Below are 15,833 nucleotides of genomic sequence, written 5' to 3' on the forward strand. Positions count from 1 at the left end.
GGCCAGTCGGCAGAACTCCACGCCGTCCAGGGCGACATGGGCCACCTCGTGCTCGACGGAACCCACCGCGCCGGGGGCGGGCGGCGGTTCCGGGGCGAGTGCCGGTGCCGGGGCGAGCGCCGGTGCCGGGGGCGGCTGCGGGTCGCGGACGGTTGCGGGTCGCGGACGGTTGCGGGTCGCGGACGGTTGCTCGCGCAGTTCCCCGCGCCTCTCAACACCCGCAGCGCCCCTGAGCACCTGCAGCCACCCGCAGCAGTCCGCAGCAGTCCGCAGCAGTCCGCGGAACGGTCCCCCTGGGCCGCTAGGCGAAGACGACCGTCCGGCGGCCGTTCAGGAGGATCCGGCGTTCCGCGTGCCACTTCACGGCCCGCGCCAGCGCCTGGCACTCCACGTCCCGCCCGATCGCCACCAGCTGGTCCGGCGTGACGTCGTGGCCGACGCGTTCGACCTCCTGCTCGATGATCGGCCCCTCGTCGAGGTCGGCCGTCACGTAGTGCGCGGTCGCGCCGATCAGCTTCACGCCCCGCGCGTGCGCCTGGTGGTACGGCTTCGCGCCCTTGAAGCTCGGCAGGAAGGAGTGGTGGATGTTGATGATCCGGCCGCTGAGCTGCTTGCACAGGTCGTCGGAGAGGACCTGCATGTAGCGGGCCAGCACGACGAGTTCTACGTTCTCCTCGCGCACGATCTCCAGGAGCCGCGCCTCGGCCTCCGCCTTGGTGTCCTTCGTCACGGGGATGTGGTGGAAGGGGATGCCGTAGGAGCCCACCAGTTCCGCGAAGTCGGTGTGGTTGGACACCACGGCCGCGATCTCCACCGGCAGCGCACCGGTCCGCGCCCGGAACAGCAGGTCGTTGAGGCAGTGCCCGAACCTGCTCACCATGAGCACGACGCGCGTCCTCGCGTCGGCCCGGTTGATCTGCCAGTCCATGTGGAAGGCGTCGCCGATCGCCGTGAAGCTGGCGCGCAGCTTGTCCACGGTCACCTGCTCGTCGGCCGAGAAGTGGACGCGCATGAAGAACAGACCCGTGTCGTGGTCGCCGAACTGCTGGCTGTCCTCGATGTTGCAGCCGGTCATGAACAGGTAGCTCGACACGGCGTGCACGATGCCCTGCTTGTCGGGGCAGGACAGGGTGAGGACGTACTGGCCGGCCGGGGCGCCGGCCGTGGGGACGGCGGCGGAGGACTGCTCGTTCATGCAGCACAGGGTCCCATATCCCCCCACCGCGCCCCGAACACCGTCCGTCACCCGGACCGTCATCAGCCGGTCCGGGGTCAGGCGGTCCGGGGTCAGGCGGTCCGGGGTCAGGCGGTCCGGGTCATGATCTGCAGCACTTCCAGCGTGCGCGGCTCCGTGTCCGGGTCCTCGCCGTCACTGGCGGCCAGCCGTACGTGTGCGTCGCGCGCGGCACGTACCGCCTCCGGCCAGTCCGGGTGGTCGAGATAGGCGTTCACCGGCGCGTCGGGGCCGACCTGGTGCATGATCCTCAGGACGCGCAGCACGGCGGTGTCGACCAGCGCCGCCTCCTGCGAGTCGCGGAAGACCGTGCCCACGTACTTCTCGGCGGACCAGTGGTCCAGCCAGGTGTCCTCCACCAGGCGGTAGACCGCGTCGGTGACGTCGCCGTAGCCGTCGACACCGGCCAGCCAGACGTCCCGCTGGAAGGCGGGGGCGGAGAGCATGTGCAGCGCGGAGCGCACCTGGCTGCGCCAGCGCCACCACGGCATGTCGTTGAGTGGCATGCCGCCCATGGTGGAGGAGCGACGGCCGCGACGGGAAGAGTTCTCCGAACCTTGCACGGTCGTCGATCTTACGTTCCCCGCTCCCGCGCCCGTCCGGCCCCCGCTGTTCACCCCGGTGTCACCGTGCGTTGACCAAGGGTCACTCCGAGGTTGGCCGCATGACGGAATCGTACGGATACATGACCGGCAGCCGACCCCACCGCAGCGCTTCGCCCGGCGGTCTCCGACGCCGCCTCCGGGCCGCCCGCACCGGCGTCCTGTCCGCGGGCGCGCTGGCGGCGTGCGCGTCGCTCGCCGTCGGCTGCGGTGTCGTCCCCGGTGCCACGGGGGGCTCGGGGGACGACACGGTCACCGTCATGACCTGGGCGCCGCAGGACACCGGCGCGACCAACAAGCCGGGCATGCCCGCCCTCGCCCAGGCCTACGCCCGTTCGGTCAACGCCGAGGGAGGCCTCGGCGGCCGCAAGCTCGAGGTGCTGACCTGCAACGACCACGACGACGGCGTGACCGCCGCGAAGTGCGCGCGGCGTGCCGTCAAGGAGAAGGCGGTCGCCGTCGTCGGCTCCTACAGCCAGCACGCCGACTCCTTCCTCCCGGTCCTGGAGGGCGCGGGGATCCCGTACATCGGGGGCTACGGGATCACCAACACGGAGTTCACCAGCCCGCTGTCGTACCCGGTCAACGGGGGTCAGCCCGCGCTCCTCGCGGGCCTCGGCAGCGTGCTCGCCGACTCCTGCGGGCCGGTCACGCTCGTCCGCCCCGACACCATCGCGGGCGACCAGCTGCCCCTGCTGCTGGACGCGGGGCTCACCTCGGGCGGCCACGAGCGGGCCCACGACCAGCGCGCCGACGAGGACGCCACCGAGTACTCCGGCCAGTCCGAGCAGGCCCTCGACCGGTCGGCCACCGCTTCCGGGGACCCCGGATGCGTGGTCCCGGCGCTCGGCGACCGCACCAGCACCTTCATGGACTCCTTCCGGCGGGCCCGCGAGGACCACCCTGGCGTGCGGACCGCGACCGTGCTGGGCAGCGTCGACCAGAGCACGGTGAACGCGAGCGGCGGGGCGTCGGGCCCCTACGAGGGGGCGTACGTCACCGGCTGGTACCCGTCGGCGGGCGACCCGGCCTGGGCGGGGCTGAAGGAGCTGGTCAAGGAGCAGGCGTTCGGCGACAACGACGTCGACGCCGCGGACGCCGGGGTGCAGACCACCTGGATCGCCTACACGGTCCTCAAGGCGGTCGTCGAGTCGCTGGGCGACGGCGAGGTGAGCGCCGGCACCGTCCGGCGGGCCCTCGACGGCGGGCTGGAGATCGACACGGGCGGGCTCACCCCGCCGCTGCGGTGGACCTTCGCGGCCGAACTGGCCTCGGTCGGCTTCCCGCGCCTGGTCAACACCGAGGTCACGCTGCAGGTCGTGCGGGACGGCCGCCTGGTCTCGGCCCGCGAGGGAGCGGTGGACACCACCCGCATCCTGCGGAACGCCGACGTGACCTGAGCCGGCCGGAGCGGTACCGGGACGGCCGGAGCGGTCCCGGGACGGCCGGACGCCGGCCAGGACGGGCACCGGCCGGAGCGGTCCCAGGGCGGCCGGACACGGGCCGGAACGGGCACCGGCCGGACCGCGGTCCAGGGGCGACCGGAACGCCGGCCGGGCGCGAACGCCGGCCGGGACACGGCGGGCACCGGCCGGGGCGCTTGGATCAGCCGGATCAGCGTCGGGCCGGCGTCGCGGGCGATCAGAGCTGCGTCGGCTGGCGCTCGGTCAGGCCGTACTTCTTGGCGATCGCGTTCCACAGGCCCGCCGCCTTGGTCTTCTCCTTGCTGGCCGTGCCGCTCTCCCGGTTGCCGGCCGCCGTCTGCTTGGTGGTGCGCGCCTGGCCCTTCTTGCAGCCCTTCTTGCCGGCTGCCTGGTCCGCCCAGGCCGCGTAGTGGTTGTCGGCCGACGCCGAGGCCTTCCACGCCTTGGTGAGCGCGGTGGTCAGCTCGGTGTGCTGGGGCAGCTTGTCCACGGACAGCCCGGAGAGGCTCTCGACCAGGCCGTTGCGCTGCTTGGCGGCCTCGCGCAGGTCCTTGGCCGCCTGGGGCAGGTTCTCGCAGGACTTCACGTCGGCCACCGCGTTGATCACGGTCGTGCGGCCGGTGCCGCTCTCGGCGAGCAGCTTGTCCAGCTCGACGGCCTGCTCCCGGACCGGGTCGGGGGGCGCGGAGGCCGACGCGGACTCGGAGGCGGGGGCCGTGGCCGACACCGTCTGGTTCTCGCCCTTGTCCCCGTCGTCCCCTCCGCCGGCCATCATCGCTCCCGCGCCGACACCGACGACGGCGATGCCCACGCCGACGGCCGCGAGGAGCGGCAGGCGCGATCCGGTGCGCCCGCCACGACCGCCGCCGCCGTTGCCGCGCCGTTTCCCGGCGCCGGTGCCACCGCCGCCGACCCCGCCGCCGGGACCCTGCGGGGCGTATCCGGCCGGGCCGGAGGGCTGGTACTGCTGCGGCTGGTCGAACTGGGGCAGCTGCTGGGTGGCGGAGGCCGGTCCGTCGGCGCCCGGCGCGCTGCGGAAGAGGTTGTCGAACTCGGCGGGCGGCTGCCGTCCCTCGTCGCCGCCGGGCGCCGCACCGTACGGGGCCGGGCCGGGGCCGCCGGGCACGGGCGCGATGTACTGCGTGGCCTCGGCGTCGGGGTTGGCCGCCGGGGGCGGAGCGGCGGGCGCGGGGGGCTGCGCCGGGTACTGGGGGGCTCCGCCGGGGAACCGGGGCGACTCGGCCGGCGCCTGCGCGGGCTGCTCCGGAGGCAGTGCCCCCGGCCCCACGGGCGGTATGTACTGCGTCGCGCCCTCGTCGGCGGGTATGCCGACCGGCGGTATCAGCTGGGTGGCGCCCTCGTCGGCGGGCGGCAGCGGCGCGGCGCCCTGACCACCGTGGTGCGGGTGATGCTGCTGGTGCGCCTGGTGCCCCTGGTTCTGAGGGGACTGATGCTGCGAGTGGGACTGGTGCTGCGAGTGGGACTGGTGCTGCTGCTGGTACTCGGGGAGCTGGTGCCGCCCCTGGTCCAGCTGCTGCGCCTGCTGGTACTGCTGTGGCCGCTGCTCCTGCTGGTACTGCTGGTACGGCGGCTGATCGCCGTACGTCCCGGCCGGTGTCGCGTACGCCGGTGACTGCGTGCCCTCCGCGGGCAGCGGGCCCGGGCCGGACTGCGGCGGCAGGGCGCCGGGCGCCTCGGGCCCCGGCATGGACGGCCAGTTCTGCGTGACGGGCTCGGCCGGCGGCCGGGAGGGCGGCTGAGTGCCGTGCGGGGTCTCCCAGGACTGGGCACCGGGCGGGGCCGGCCAGCCCTGGCCGGGGTCCGGGCCCTGCTGCTCCGGGCCCCAGGGCCGGTCCCAGGCCTGGCCGCCGGGCGGCGCCGAGGCGGGCACCGGACCACCGGCCTGCGGGCCGACGGGCTGCCCGGCCAGGCCGGGGAGCAAGGGTTCGCCGCCGTCCGAGGGCAGCACGATGCCTTCGCGCGCTTGTCGCGGCGAGGGCTCCTCGCCCTGTCCACTCTGCGTCACCGGGACTCCTGTGAATGGGGGACCTTCGGAATCGTCGGCTCACGCTACCGGGTCCCCCGAGCCCACTGCCACGCCGCAGGGGGCGTCAACTCATTCCCTGTGACAGCAGTAACAAAACCGGGCCGCGGCACGCTGTTCATGCACCTTCGCGCGCACCGCACCGAAGTTTCACGCCTGTTCACGCAGCCGCGGCCCCGTTGTTCACGCAGCGGGCTGCAAATCCAGCCGCGCCCCGAACTCCCTGACCACCGCCTCCTCCCGGTAGGGCTCCAGTCGCGCCTGGAAATCCTCCAGGTACTCGGCGCCGCGGTTCGAACGCAGCCCCTCCAGCAAATCCACCGCCTTCGTCGCGGTGTTGCAGGCCTGTTCGACCTCGCGCTGCTGCACCTGGGCCGTGGCCAACAGCACATGCCCGATGGCCCGCCGGCGCGCCCGCGACTCGGGGTGGCCCTCCAGGGACTGGCGCGCGTACCGCGCCGCCGCGTCGGCCTGGCCGAGGTCGCGGTGGCAGTGCGCCAACTCGTCGGCGAGGTAGGCGTCGTCGAAGTGCGCGATCCACACCGGGTCGTCCCCGGCGGCGGGATCGGCCGACTCCATCGCGCCGACCGCCCGGCCGGCCGCCTCGTGGGCCGCCCGTACGTCGCCCAGGAGCGCGTGTCCGCGGGCCTCGGCGGCGTGGAACATCGACTCCGCGCGCGGAGTCACCCGCCCGCGTGCGCCCTCCTGCGCCGCCCGCGCCAACTGCGCGATCTCGCGCGGGTTGCCGAGCTGCGCGGCCAGGTGGCTCATGGACGCGGCCAGTACGTACCCGCCGTAGCCGCGGTCCCCGGCCGCCTGGGCGAGACGCAGCGACTGGATGTAGTACCGCTGGGCGAGGCCCGGTTGGCCGGTGTCGACGGCCATGTACCCGGCCAGTTCGGTCAGTCGTGCCACCGTGGCGAACAGGTCCCGCCCGACCGCCTCCCGGTAGGAACCCGCCAGCAGCCCGGAGACGACGCTGTTCAGGTAGTGCACCAGCACCGGGCGCACGTGCCCGCTGCCGTACTGGTGGTCCAGGTCCACCAGGGCCTGCGTCATCGCCTTCACGGCCGCCACGTCGGACGGGCCCACCCGCGGCCCCGCCGAACGCGACACCTGTGAGTCGGGGGCGGAGATCAGCCAGTCCCGGCTGGGTTCGACGAGCGCGGAGGCGGCCACGGAGGACCCGGACAGGAAGTCCCGGCGCCCCACGTCACTGCGCCACAGCTCGCAGACCTGCTCGATGGCGCCCAGTACCGTCGGCGAGAACTGGAGGCCGACGCCCGACGCGAGGTTCTTGCCGTTGGCCATGCCGATCTCGTCGATCGTGACCGTGCGGCCGAGCTTGCGGCCGAGCGCCTCGGCGATGATCGCCGGTGCCCTGCCCCGCGGTTGCTGTCCGCGCAGCCAACGGGCCACGGAGGTCTTGTCGTACCTCAGGTCGAGTCCGTGCTCGACCCCGCACACGTTGACCCGGCGGGCGAGGCCCGCGTTGGAGCAGCCCGCTTCCTGAATGAGCGCCTGCAGTCGTTCGTTCGGCTGCCGCGCGACGAGAGGCCTTGCGGCCATGGCGTAACCCCCATGCGGTCTCATGCGGTCTCATGCGGTTTCGATGCTGTCCCGGCGCTGTCCCGGCGGACGAGAAGTTCCGGCCGTGAAGATCAATGCCCCGTCGATGTGCCGACAATGCGAGACTTGCGAAGCTTGCGAGGATTGCCGGGAAGACGGCGCGCACCGGCCCGTCGGCCCCAGACGTGGCTACCCAGCTCCCGCGCGGATTCCTCCTGCGCGCCCCCACATTTGCGCCCATGCGCCCCGAATGCGGCACCGGCGCTCCTCCCGCGCGCGCGGCCGCGTAACCCCCGGTGAGCACGGGAGTTGAGTTCCACGTGGAAGAGACCATCCCGGGCATCGAAGCCGCTCAGATCCCGCAGCAGCGAGGCACGTCGCTGCTGGAGACCGCCGTACGCTACGCCGAGGAGCGCCACTGGGACGTGTTTCCCGGCACCTGGCTGACGGCCGCCGGCGGGACGCAGCACTGCTCCTGCGGCGACCCGGCGTGCGCCGCCCCGGGCGCACACCCGGCGCGCGACGACTGGGCGGCGCAGGCGACGGGCAGCGCGAGCGGCGCCCGCCGGATGTGGCAGCAGCAGCCGACGGCCTCGGTCCTGCTGCCCACGGGCCGGACGTTCGACGCGCTCGACGTGCCGGAGACGGCGGGGTTCCTGGCGCTCGCCCGGATGGAGCGGATGGAGCTGACGCTGGGACCGGTGACACTGGCGCCGGACCGGCGGATGCGGTTCTTCGTGCTGCCGGGTGCGGCGGTGAAGGTGCCCGAGCTGGTGCGGCGGCTGGGCTGGCCGCCCCTGGTGCTCGATCTGCGCGTACTCGGGGAGGGGGCGTACGTGGCGGCGCCGCCCACGCGGTTCGGGGCGCACGGTGCCGTCCAGTGGGCGTGCCGGCCGACGCCGGCGAACCGGTGGCTGCCGGACGCGGAGGAGCTGACCCCGGCGTTGGCGTACGCGTGCGGCAGGGAACGCCAGGGATCGAGGGAACGCTAGGGATCGTCGGGCCATCGGGCCATCGGGCCGTCGGGCCGTCGGGGACGCCCGGCGCGGTCCCGCTCCCCGGTGCGGCGTTGTTCCCCCGTAGGGTTCTAAGCCGACGGAGGGAGATGCAGTGAGTGGCAGCGCCGTACGGGTTCAAGGGCTCTGGAAGCGGTTCGGGCAGCAGGTGGCCGTGGGCGGGATCGATCTGGAGCTGCCCGCGGGCAAGTTCATCGGGCTGGTCGGGCCGAACGGCGCCGGGAAGACCACCACGCTCTCCATGGTGACCGGGCTGCTGCGGCCGGACCAGGGGTCGGTCGAGGTCGTCGGGCACGACGTGTGGCGCGATCCGGCCGAGGTGAAGGCCAGGATCGGAGTGCTGCCCGAGGGGTTGCGGCTCTTCGAGCGGCTGTCGGGCCGGGAACTGCTCGGCTACACCGGCCGGTTGCGCGGGCTGCCCGGCACGGAGGTCGACAAGCGGGCCACGCAGCTGCTCGACGTGCTGGACCTGTCCGGCGCGCAGCACAAGCTGGTCGTGGACTACTCGACCGGCATGCGCAAGAAGATCGGCCTGGCCGCCGCGCTGCTGCACAACCCGGAAGTGCTGTTCCTGGACGAGCCGTTCGAGGGCGTCGACCCGGTCTCCGCACAGACCATCCGGGGCGTCCTGGAGCGCTACACCGCCTCCGGCGCCACCGTCGTCTTCTCCTCCCACGTGATGGAGCTGGTGGAGTCGCTGTGCGACTGGGTGGCGGTGATGGCCGCGGGCCGCATCCGCGCCACCGGCACGCTCGCCGAGGTGCGCGGGGAGGCGGCCTCGCTGCAGGAGGCGTTCCTCGAACTCGTCGGCGCCGGCGGCCGGGACGCCGGTTCCGACCTGGACTGGCTGGGCGGCGGAGCCCGATGAGCGCGCCGGCCGCGTCCCTCACGTCCGGCACGCCGGGCGCACGCCCCGCGCCCGGCGCCGCCCCGGTCACCTCGGTCTTCGTCCGGCTGAAGCTGTCCCTGCTCCGCAACGGCCTGCGGCAGTCGGGCGGCCGGCGGGCTGCCTACATCGCCTCGGCCGTCGTCGTCCTGCTCTTCGCCGCGCTCCAGCTGCTCGGCCTGATCGCGCTGCGCGGGTACGCGCACGCGGACTCGCTGGTGATCCTGCTGGCGGCGGTGCTGGCCCTCGGCTGGGCGGTGATGCCGCTGTTCTTCCCGGGCGGCGACGAGACGCTCGACCCCACCCGGCTGGTGATGCTGCCGCTGCGGCCACGCCCGCTGGTCCGGGCCCTGCTCACGGCGTCGCTGGTGGGCATCGGACCGCTGTTCACGCTGTGCGTGTTCGCCGGTTCCGTGGTCGCGGTCGCGCACGGCGGGGCGGCGTACGCCGTCGGTGTCGTCGGCGCGGTCCTGGCGCTGCTGGTGTGCGTGACCCTCGCACGGGCCGTGGCCGCCGCCAACGTACGGCTGCTGACCAGCCGCAAGGGCCGCGACCTCGCCGTGCTGAGCGGGCTGGTCGTCGCGGTGGGCGCGCAGGTCGTCAACTTCGGGGCGCAGCGGCTCGGTTCGTCGGGGCTCGGGCAGCTCGACCCGGTGGCCGACGTGGTGCGCTGGGTGCCGCCCGCTTCGGCGGTCGGCGCGATGGACGCGGCGAGCGACGGGTCGTACGGCGTCGCGCTGGCCCAGCTGGCGCTGACCGCCGCGGCGCTGGTGCTGCTGCTGTGGGTGTGGGCGCGCCATCTGACGCGGCTGATGACCTCGCCGGACGGCTCCACGATCCAGAGCGACACCCGGCAGGTGCGCGAGCGGGGCTCGGCCGGTCCCGCCCGGTGGCTGCCGGCGGGCCGCACCGGCACCACCATGGAGCGCACCCTGCGCTACGTGTGGCGCGACCCGAAGACCAAGGCGGCCTGGGTGACCTCGCTGGCCATCGGTCTGATCGTGCCGGTGTTCAACGCCTGGCAGGGCACCGGGTCGGTGTACTTCGCCTGCTTCGCCGCCGGGATGCTCGGCATCCAGATGTACAACCAGTTCGGCCAGGACACCTCCGCGTTCTGGATGGTCGCGATGACGATCTCCTCGCCCCGGGACGCGTACGTCGAGCTGCGCGCCCGCGCCCTGGCGCTGCTGCTGGTGACGCTGCCGTACGCCACCCTCGTCACCGTCCTGACCACCGCGATGCTCGACGACTGGCGGACCCTGCCCGAGACGCTGGGCCTGTCCTTCGCCCTGCTCGGCGCGATGCTGGCGACCGGCGCGTGGACGTCGGCGCGGTTCCCGTACTCGATCCCGCAGGACGGGCACAAGAACGTCGCGCCGGGGCAGGTCGGGCTGGCCTGGATCTCGATCTTCGGCGGAATGGTGGGCGCCGCCCTGCTGTGCGCGCCGGTGATCGCGCTGACGATCTGGCTGAACGTCAGCGCGGGCGGCGACGGCCTGACCTGGCTGCTGCTGCCGGTGGGCGCGGTGTACGGCGCCGTGCTGACGCTGCTCGGCCTGCGGCTGGCCGCGCCGCGCACGGCGGGCCGACTGCCGGAGATCCTCACGGCGGTCAGCAAGGGCTGACGCCCGCGCGGGGGCCGGGGACCGGCAGCCCAGGGCTCAGGGGCCGGGGCCCGCAGGGGCTGGGGCCCAGGGACATGGGCTCCGCACGGGCTGGGGCCCAGGGGCCGGCGCTCAGGGGCCGGGAACAGGCGACCTGTCCCCCGGCTATGGCCCCGCAGGGCTCCGGGCTCGGTGTCCCGGAGCGAGGCCCCGGGCTCAGGCGTCCGGCAGCGAGGGCCCCGGCTCTGCCCAGCCCCGCAGAGCCCCGGGCTCGGTCTGTCACGGAGCCGAGGCCCCCGCCTCAGGCGTCCCGGAGTGAGTCCAGGAACGGCTCGATCGCCGCTCGCCACGCCTCCGGCTGGTCGTAGTGGACGAGGTGGCCGGCGTCAGCGACCTCCGCGTACTGGCCGCGGGGCAGCACCCGGACCATCTCCTGGGCCTCGGCGCGCCCCAGCTCGCCGTCGAGGCCGCGGACGACCAGGGTGGGGCAGCGGACCTGGGCCAGTTCCTCCCAGTGGGCGTCGTAGACCCAGGTCTCGCGGGAACGCAGCATCTGGTCCGGCTCGAAGACGGGCCGCCAGCCGTCCGGGGACTCGGCCATCACCTCGGCGTAGAAATCGCCCCGGGACGCGTTCGGCCGCTCCACCCACGGGTCGTCCTCACCGAACCACTTGCGTACGTCGGCGAGGGTGGCGAAGGGGACCGGCCACGCACGGAACCACTCGGTCCAGGTGTGCTGCGAGGCGGCGCCGAGGGCGGAGGCCCGCATGTCGCAGATGATCAGGCCGCGCACCAGGTCCGGGCGTTTGGCGGCGAGCTGCCAGGCGGTCAGCGCGCCCATGGCGTGGCCGATCAGGACGGCTGGGCCGAGACCGAGCTGCTCCAACGCGGCCTCGACGTCCTCGACGTAGGCCTCCCGGGTGTAGGAGCCCCGCGGGGGCTTGTCGCTGCGGCCGTGACCGCGCTGGTCGAGGGCGACGGCCCGGTGGCGGCCCGACAGCCAGCGGGCTGTCGGCGCCCAGTGGGAGGCACGGCCCATCAGCCCGTGCAACAACAGCACGCCCGGCCCGTGCCCCGCCCCGTCTCCCGCGGGAGCGCTCCCCCGGGCGGCACGGTCGCGCGCCGGCCCGGTCCCGGGCACGGCCTCGGAATCGGTCTCCGGACCGGCCTCAGGGGCGGTCTCCGGACCGGCCTCAGCATTGGGCTGGGGATCGGTCTGCGGATCGGACCGTGGATCGATCTGCGGATCGGACTTGGGAGGGTCGCCGAACTCCCAGGCCGCGAGACGTACGCCGCCCGCGCCGGTCACATCGATACGCCGCGCCATGGCTCCCTGGCACCCCCAAGCTCCGCTCGGACCATCCCGACACCCCTCCGGGCCCGGCCGGTCCTGTGAACCGTGTCCTGCCTGTCGTGCCTTTCCTGCCGTACTTTCCCGTCCTGCCGTGCTCTTCCCCCGCCTCCTGCCCGCTGTCCCCGCCCACTCCCGCCGTCGCGCCGGGGTCGCCAGACGTCCGCAGACTATCGAATGCCCATTCGAAATACCGGCCCCGGGGAGCAACACCCCTCATTCGAGTGACACCCCTCAGGGATTGATCGCCGCCGCCCAGGGGAGATCTTCAACGGGAGGCGGACCGCTCGGGGAAAACGGGCCGCGGGAGCCGACCCTGGGAGCTCGGGGCTCCGGGTCGGTACAGGGGAGGACAGGCCCCGGCGCCACACGGCGCCGGGGCCCTCTGCGTCTTACCGGCACGTCCCTCCCCCTCTCCGGCCGACGACATCGCTGTCGCCCCCACGGCCCGGAGCACGTTCGTCATATGCCTCACCGCACAGCCTTGCACGCGCGGCGTCCGGACGCTGCGGTTCGGCGCACAGTGCCGCGAATCGGCCAGAATCACGCGCCGGCGCACACCCTTTCGACGGGGCGTACGCCGACGGATCGCCGACCCCGGCCCGTCGGAGCGGGCCGACGGGCTGACGGGCGACGGGCCGACGGGCCGACGGGGCGATCGCTCAGCGCTTGGCGACGAACACGTGGGAGGCGGTGTCCGACTCCAGCTCGGCCGCCTCGCCCCCGCTGCCCACCAGCACACCGCCGGCCGACTCGGTCACGCTCACCACCGAGCCCGGCTGCACACCGGCCCGGCGCAGCGTGTACATCAGCTGCGCGTCCGTCTGGATGGGCTCGCCGATCCGCCGCACGACGACCGTCTTGCCCTCCATGCCCGGGTCGAGGTCGGCGAGCGAGACCATGCCCTCGTCGAGGAACGGGTCGGCGGTGTCCGTCTCGCCCAGCTCCTCCAGGCCCGGGATCGGGTTCCCGTACGGCGACTCGGTCGGGTGGCGCAGCAGCTCGAGGACGCGGCGCTCGACGGCCTCGCTCATCACGTGCTCCCAGCGGCACGCCTCGGCGTGCACCTGCTCCCACTCCAGGCCGATCACGTCGACGAGCAGGCACTCCGCGAGCCGGTGCTTGCGCATCACGCGCGTCGCCAGCCGCCGCCCCTCCTCGGTCAGCTCCAGATGCCGGTCGGCCGCCACGGACACCAGGGCGTCGCGCTCCATGCGCGCCACGGTCTGGCTGACCGTCGGGCCGCTCTGATCGAGCCGCTCGGCGATCCGGGCGCGCATGGGGACCACACCTTCCTCCTCCAGCTCCAGGATGGTGCGGAGATACATCTCCGTGGTGTCGATCAGTCCGGACATACATGCCCCTCGATGAGATTGCCGGGGGTTCAGGCCCACCGGCGCGTGCGCTGGCCCTGCAGTCAATTCTGACGCATACCACCGACAACCGTGCCCTGCCGCGGGAAGCCGGGTCCACGCGGGCCCTCCGCGAGGCGCCGACGCCGTATTGACACCGCGCTGGTCCAGACCGCACCGTGATCCGCGACACAGCCACACCGACCACACCGGAGGGGTCCCGCATGAGCGACCGCAAGCCGGCCGGCCAGTTCCTCGACGCGGCGATCGACCTCCTGCGGCAGGTCCGCGACGAGGAGGCCGACAGCATCGAGGCGGCCGGCACGCTGCTCGCCGACACGGTGCAGAACGGCGGCCGGCTCTTCGCCTTCGGCGCCGGTCACTCGTCCCTCCCCGCCCAGGACGTGGTGTACCGCGCCGGCGGGCTGGCCCTGATGAACCTGCTGACGGTGCCCGGTGTCGTCGGCGTCGACGTCATGCCGGCCACGCTGGGCTCCGCCCTGGAGCGGGTCGACGGCCTGGCGAGCGCCGTACTGGACTCGTCGCCGCTGCGGGCGGGCGACGCCCTCGTCATCATCTCCCTCTCCGGGCGCAACGCCCTGCCCGTCGAGATGGCCGTGCACGCCCGCGCCCTCGGCGTCCGGGTCGTCGGCGTGACCTCGGTGGCGTACGCCTCGGAGACCACGTCGCGGCACTCCTCCGGCACGTTCCTCAAGGACCACTGCGACATCGTGCTGGACTCGCGCATCGCCGTCGGTGACGCGGAGCTCACCCTCGACACCGTCCCGGCCCCCTTCGCCCCCGCCTCGACGGTCGTCACCAGCGCCCTCATGCAGGCCACCCTGGCCACGGCGGCCGCCACCCTCGCCGACCGCGGCGTCGAGCCCCCGCTGCTGCGCTCGGGCAACGTGGACGGCGGCCACGACTGGAACCGACGCGTACTGGAGCAGTACGCCGACCGCATCTTCTACCGCCGCTGACCGCGGCGCGGACCGGCCGCGACGGGCACGGCGCGCGGCCGCCGCGACGGACGAGGACGCGGGCCGCAGGGGCGGACGAGCGCGCAGGCCGGCGGGGGCGGACCGCCGCGACGCCCGCACCGACGTCCCACCACCGCACGACCGCGACACCGCCACCGCACGCTCACGTCACCACCGCGACACCACCAGGACGCCACCGCCCCGCCACCCCGCGCCACAGCCCGCACCACCGCACCGCTCCATCACCACCCCGCTCCATCACCGCACCGCGCCACCGCACCCGCACTACCGCTCCCCCAGCGCCCCGCCCAGGTCCAGGGCCGTCGCGATGCGGACCGCCACGTCCTCGGCGTACATCGCGTCGGACCGCTCGAACGCGCTCCGCCCGGTGCCCCGCAGAAACGTCACGACGCCCAGCGTGCGGCCCCGGCTGCGCAGTACCGCGCACAGGCCGTGCGCCGTGTCCGCCGGCCACTGCCGGGCCGTGGCCCACTGCCGTACCTGCTCGGCGGCCACCGCGCGCGCACCGGCACTGGCCCGCACCGACCCCGCCCGCTCCACGCACTGCACCGCCGGATGCCCCTCGCCGTACCGCACCGGCATCCCGCTCGTGCCGGTGGGCACGCTCGGCCCCGGCGCGCCGGACGGTGTCGCCGCGACCCGGACCAGCCGCACCGGTTCCGCCGCGTCGGTGTCCACCGCCGCACCGCCCACGACCCGGTCGATCAGCGCGTGGTCGGCGAACCCGGCCAGCGCGAAGTCCAGGTGGACGACCGCGGCCTCCGCCGGGTCCTCGCACTCGGCGGCGGCACGTGCCGCCCGGTGCAGCTGGTTGGTCCTGAACCGCAGCAGCGCCGCCTCCTGCTCGGCCTGCTTGGACTCGGTGATGTCCTGGAACAGCCAGCCGACCCCCAGCGGCACCGGCTCCTCCGCCAGCGGCGAGGCCAGCCGCACGAACCCGCTGCGCCAGCACCGGCGCCGCTCGCCCTCCGGTGTGCGCAGCCGCACCCACACCTCGGCCGGTGCGGGCGGCGCACCCTCGGCGAGGACGTGCGTCAGCGCGTTCTCCAGCTCCTCCACACCCTGGGTGAGCAGGTCGCCGAGCGGGCGGCCCAGCACGGCGGTGCGTCCGGCGCCCAGCGCCCGTGCGGCGTGCGCGTTGACCACCGCGGGCCGCAGGTCCGCGTCGACCAGGACGACACCCCAGCTCGCGTCCTCCAGCAGGGCCTCGCTCAGCGCGATGGACCGCTCCAGGTCGATCTGCGCGTGCACCTCGCTGAACGCGCAGTACACCCCCGCGGGCTTCCCGTCGGGCCCCCGTACGGCCGCGGACTGCGTCCGCACCAGGACCCGTCCGCCGTCCTTGGTCAGCAGCGCGAACTCGTGCACCTGACGCCCCGGCGCCCGCATCGCGGACAGCAGCCGGTCCTCCACCTCACCGGCGTCCGCGCTGCGCACGGCCCACCCGGCGAAGCCCTGCCGGCCCACCGCCTCGGCGGCGCTCCAGCCCAGGATCCGCTCCGCCTCGCGGTTCCAGTGGGTGACCACCCCGTCCGCGTCGAAGGCGCACAGGGCGGCGTCCATCCCGTCGAGGAGCGCGGCCAACAGGTCCGCACCGTCCCGATCGGGCTGCTCCGGTCCGTCCGGACCCAGCTCGTCGGTGGTCCCACTACGCCGCGAAGCACTCACCCGGACCCCCTGCAGGCCGCGTCCGCCGTACGGTACGCCGGTTCACTCACTGGCCTTCATTCAACCTGGCCTTCATTCAACT

Annotated in this window: 12 protein-coding genes and 1 pseudogene; 5 read left to right on the plus strand and 8 right to left on the minus strand. The window is 74.0% G+C overall.

All coding sequences use genetic code 11. The annotated features are described in order from the left end of the window. From HZS56_RS26535 to HZS56_RS26545, 3 genes and pseudogenes are all read right to left on the minus strand, one after another. A pseudogene (locus tag HZS56_RS26535) lies at window positions 1-237 on the minus strand (hypothetical protein); the annotation flags it as partial. A 64-nt stretch (window positions 238-301) separates the two neighbouring features. Next, complete coding sequence (gene purU / locus HZS56_RS26540; RefSeq protein ID WP_216723303.1) at window positions 302-1,195, minus strand: formyltetrahydrofolate deformylase; 894 nt, start codon at window positions 1,193-1,195, stop codon at window positions 302-304. A 107-nt stretch (window positions 1,196-1,302) separates the two neighbouring features. Beyond that, window positions 1,303-1,749, minus strand: a complete 447-nt coding sequence (locus tag HZS56_RS26545) for an SCO4402 family protein (protein WP_216723325.1) — start codon at window positions 1,747-1,749, stop codon at window positions 1,303-1,305. Between the two features lie 170 nt (window positions 1,750-1,919). On the opposite strand from HZS56_RS26545, the gene HZS56_RS26550 reads away from it, so the two are divergent. Next, window positions 1,920-3,236, plus strand: a complete 1,317-nt coding sequence (locus tag HZS56_RS26550; protein ID WP_216723326.1) for an ABC transporter substrate-binding protein — start codon at window positions 1,920-1,922, stop codon at window positions 3,234-3,236. 241 nt (window positions 3,237-3,477) lie between these two features. Here the strand turns inward: HZS56_RS26550 and HZS56_RS26555 are convergent, their stop codons facing one another. Next, window positions 3,478-5,286 carry a hypothetical protein gene (locus HZS56_RS26555; protein ID WP_308408163.1) on the minus strand — a complete coding sequence of 603 codons (1,809 nt, stop codon included), beginning with the start codon at window positions 5,284-5,286 and terminating at the stop codon, window positions 3,478-3,480. 201 nt (window positions 5,287-5,487) lie between these two features. Further along, the gene (locus HZS56_RS26560; RefSeq protein ID WP_216723304.1) at window positions 5,488-6,873 is read right to left on the minus strand and encodes an NsdA family TPR-like regulatory protein; all 1,386 of its coding nucleotides are present in this window, start codon (window positions 6,871-6,873) and stop codon (window positions 5,488-5,490) included. A gap of 320 nt (window positions 6,874-7,193) precedes the next feature. On the opposite strand from HZS56_RS26560, the gene HZS56_RS26565 reads away from it, so the two are divergent. From HZS56_RS26565 to HZS56_RS26575, 3 genes are all read left to right on the plus strand, one after another. Beyond that, complete coding sequence (locus tag HZS56_RS26565; protein ID WP_216723305.1) at window positions 7,194-7,865, plus strand: bifunctional DNA primase/polymerase; 672 nt, start codon at window positions 7,194-7,196, stop codon at window positions 7,863-7,865. A gap of 118 nt (window positions 7,866-7,983) precedes the next feature. Beyond that, on the plus strand, window positions 7,984-8,757 hold the full coding sequence (locus HZS56_RS26570) for an ABC transporter ATP-binding protein (protein WP_216723306.1): 774 nt from the start codon (window positions 7,984-7,986) through the stop codon (window positions 8,755-8,757). Beyond that, on the plus strand, window positions 8,754-10,400 hold the full coding sequence (locus HZS56_RS26575) for a transporter (protein ID WP_216723307.1): 1,647 nt from the start codon (window positions 8,754-8,756) through the stop codon (window positions 10,398-10,400). Before HZS56_RS26570 ends, HZS56_RS26575 begins: the two co-directional genes overlap by 4 nt. 280 nt (window positions 10,401-10,680) lie before the next feature. Here the strand turns inward: HZS56_RS26575 and HZS56_RS26580 are convergent, their stop codons facing one another. Both HZS56_RS26580 and HZS56_RS26585 read right to left on the minus strand, forming a co-directional pair. Further along, window positions 10,681-11,706 carry an alpha/beta fold hydrolase gene (locus HZS56_RS26580; RefSeq protein ID WP_216723308.1) on the minus strand — a complete coding sequence of 342 codons (1,026 nt, stop codon included), beginning with the start codon at window positions 11,704-11,706 and terminating at the stop codon, window positions 10,681-10,683. A 686-nt stretch (window positions 11,707-12,392) separates the two neighbouring features. Further along, window positions 12,393-13,085, minus strand: a complete 693-nt coding sequence (locus tag HZS56_RS26585; RefSeq protein WP_216723309.1) for an iron-dependent transcriptional repressor DtxR — start codon at window positions 13,083-13,085, stop codon at window positions 12,393-12,395. 221 nt (window positions 13,086-13,306) lie between these two features. Here HZS56_RS26585 and HZS56_RS26590 point away from each other — a divergent pair, with 221 nt between their 5' ends. Beyond that, window positions 13,307-14,062, plus strand: coding sequence for an SIS domain-containing protein (locus HZS56_RS26590; RefSeq protein ID WP_216723310.1), 756 nt, complete (start codon window positions 13,307-13,309; stop codon window positions 14,060-14,062). Between the two features lie 285 nt (window positions 14,063-14,347). Here the strand turns inward: HZS56_RS26590 and HZS56_RS26595 are convergent, their stop codons facing one another. Next, the gene (locus HZS56_RS26595) at window positions 14,348-15,751 is read right to left on the minus strand and encodes a PAS domain-containing protein (protein ID WP_216723311.1); all 1,404 of its coding nucleotides are present in this window, start codon (window positions 15,749-15,751) and stop codon (window positions 14,348-14,350) included. Window positions 15,752-15,833: the final 82 nt, after the last annotated feature.

It is taken from the genome of Streptomyces mayonensis (genome assembly GCF_018982965.1).
Classification (GTDB): domain Bacteria; phylum Actinomycetota; class Actinomycetes; order Streptomycetales; family Streptomycetaceae; genus Streptomyces; species Streptomyces mayonensis.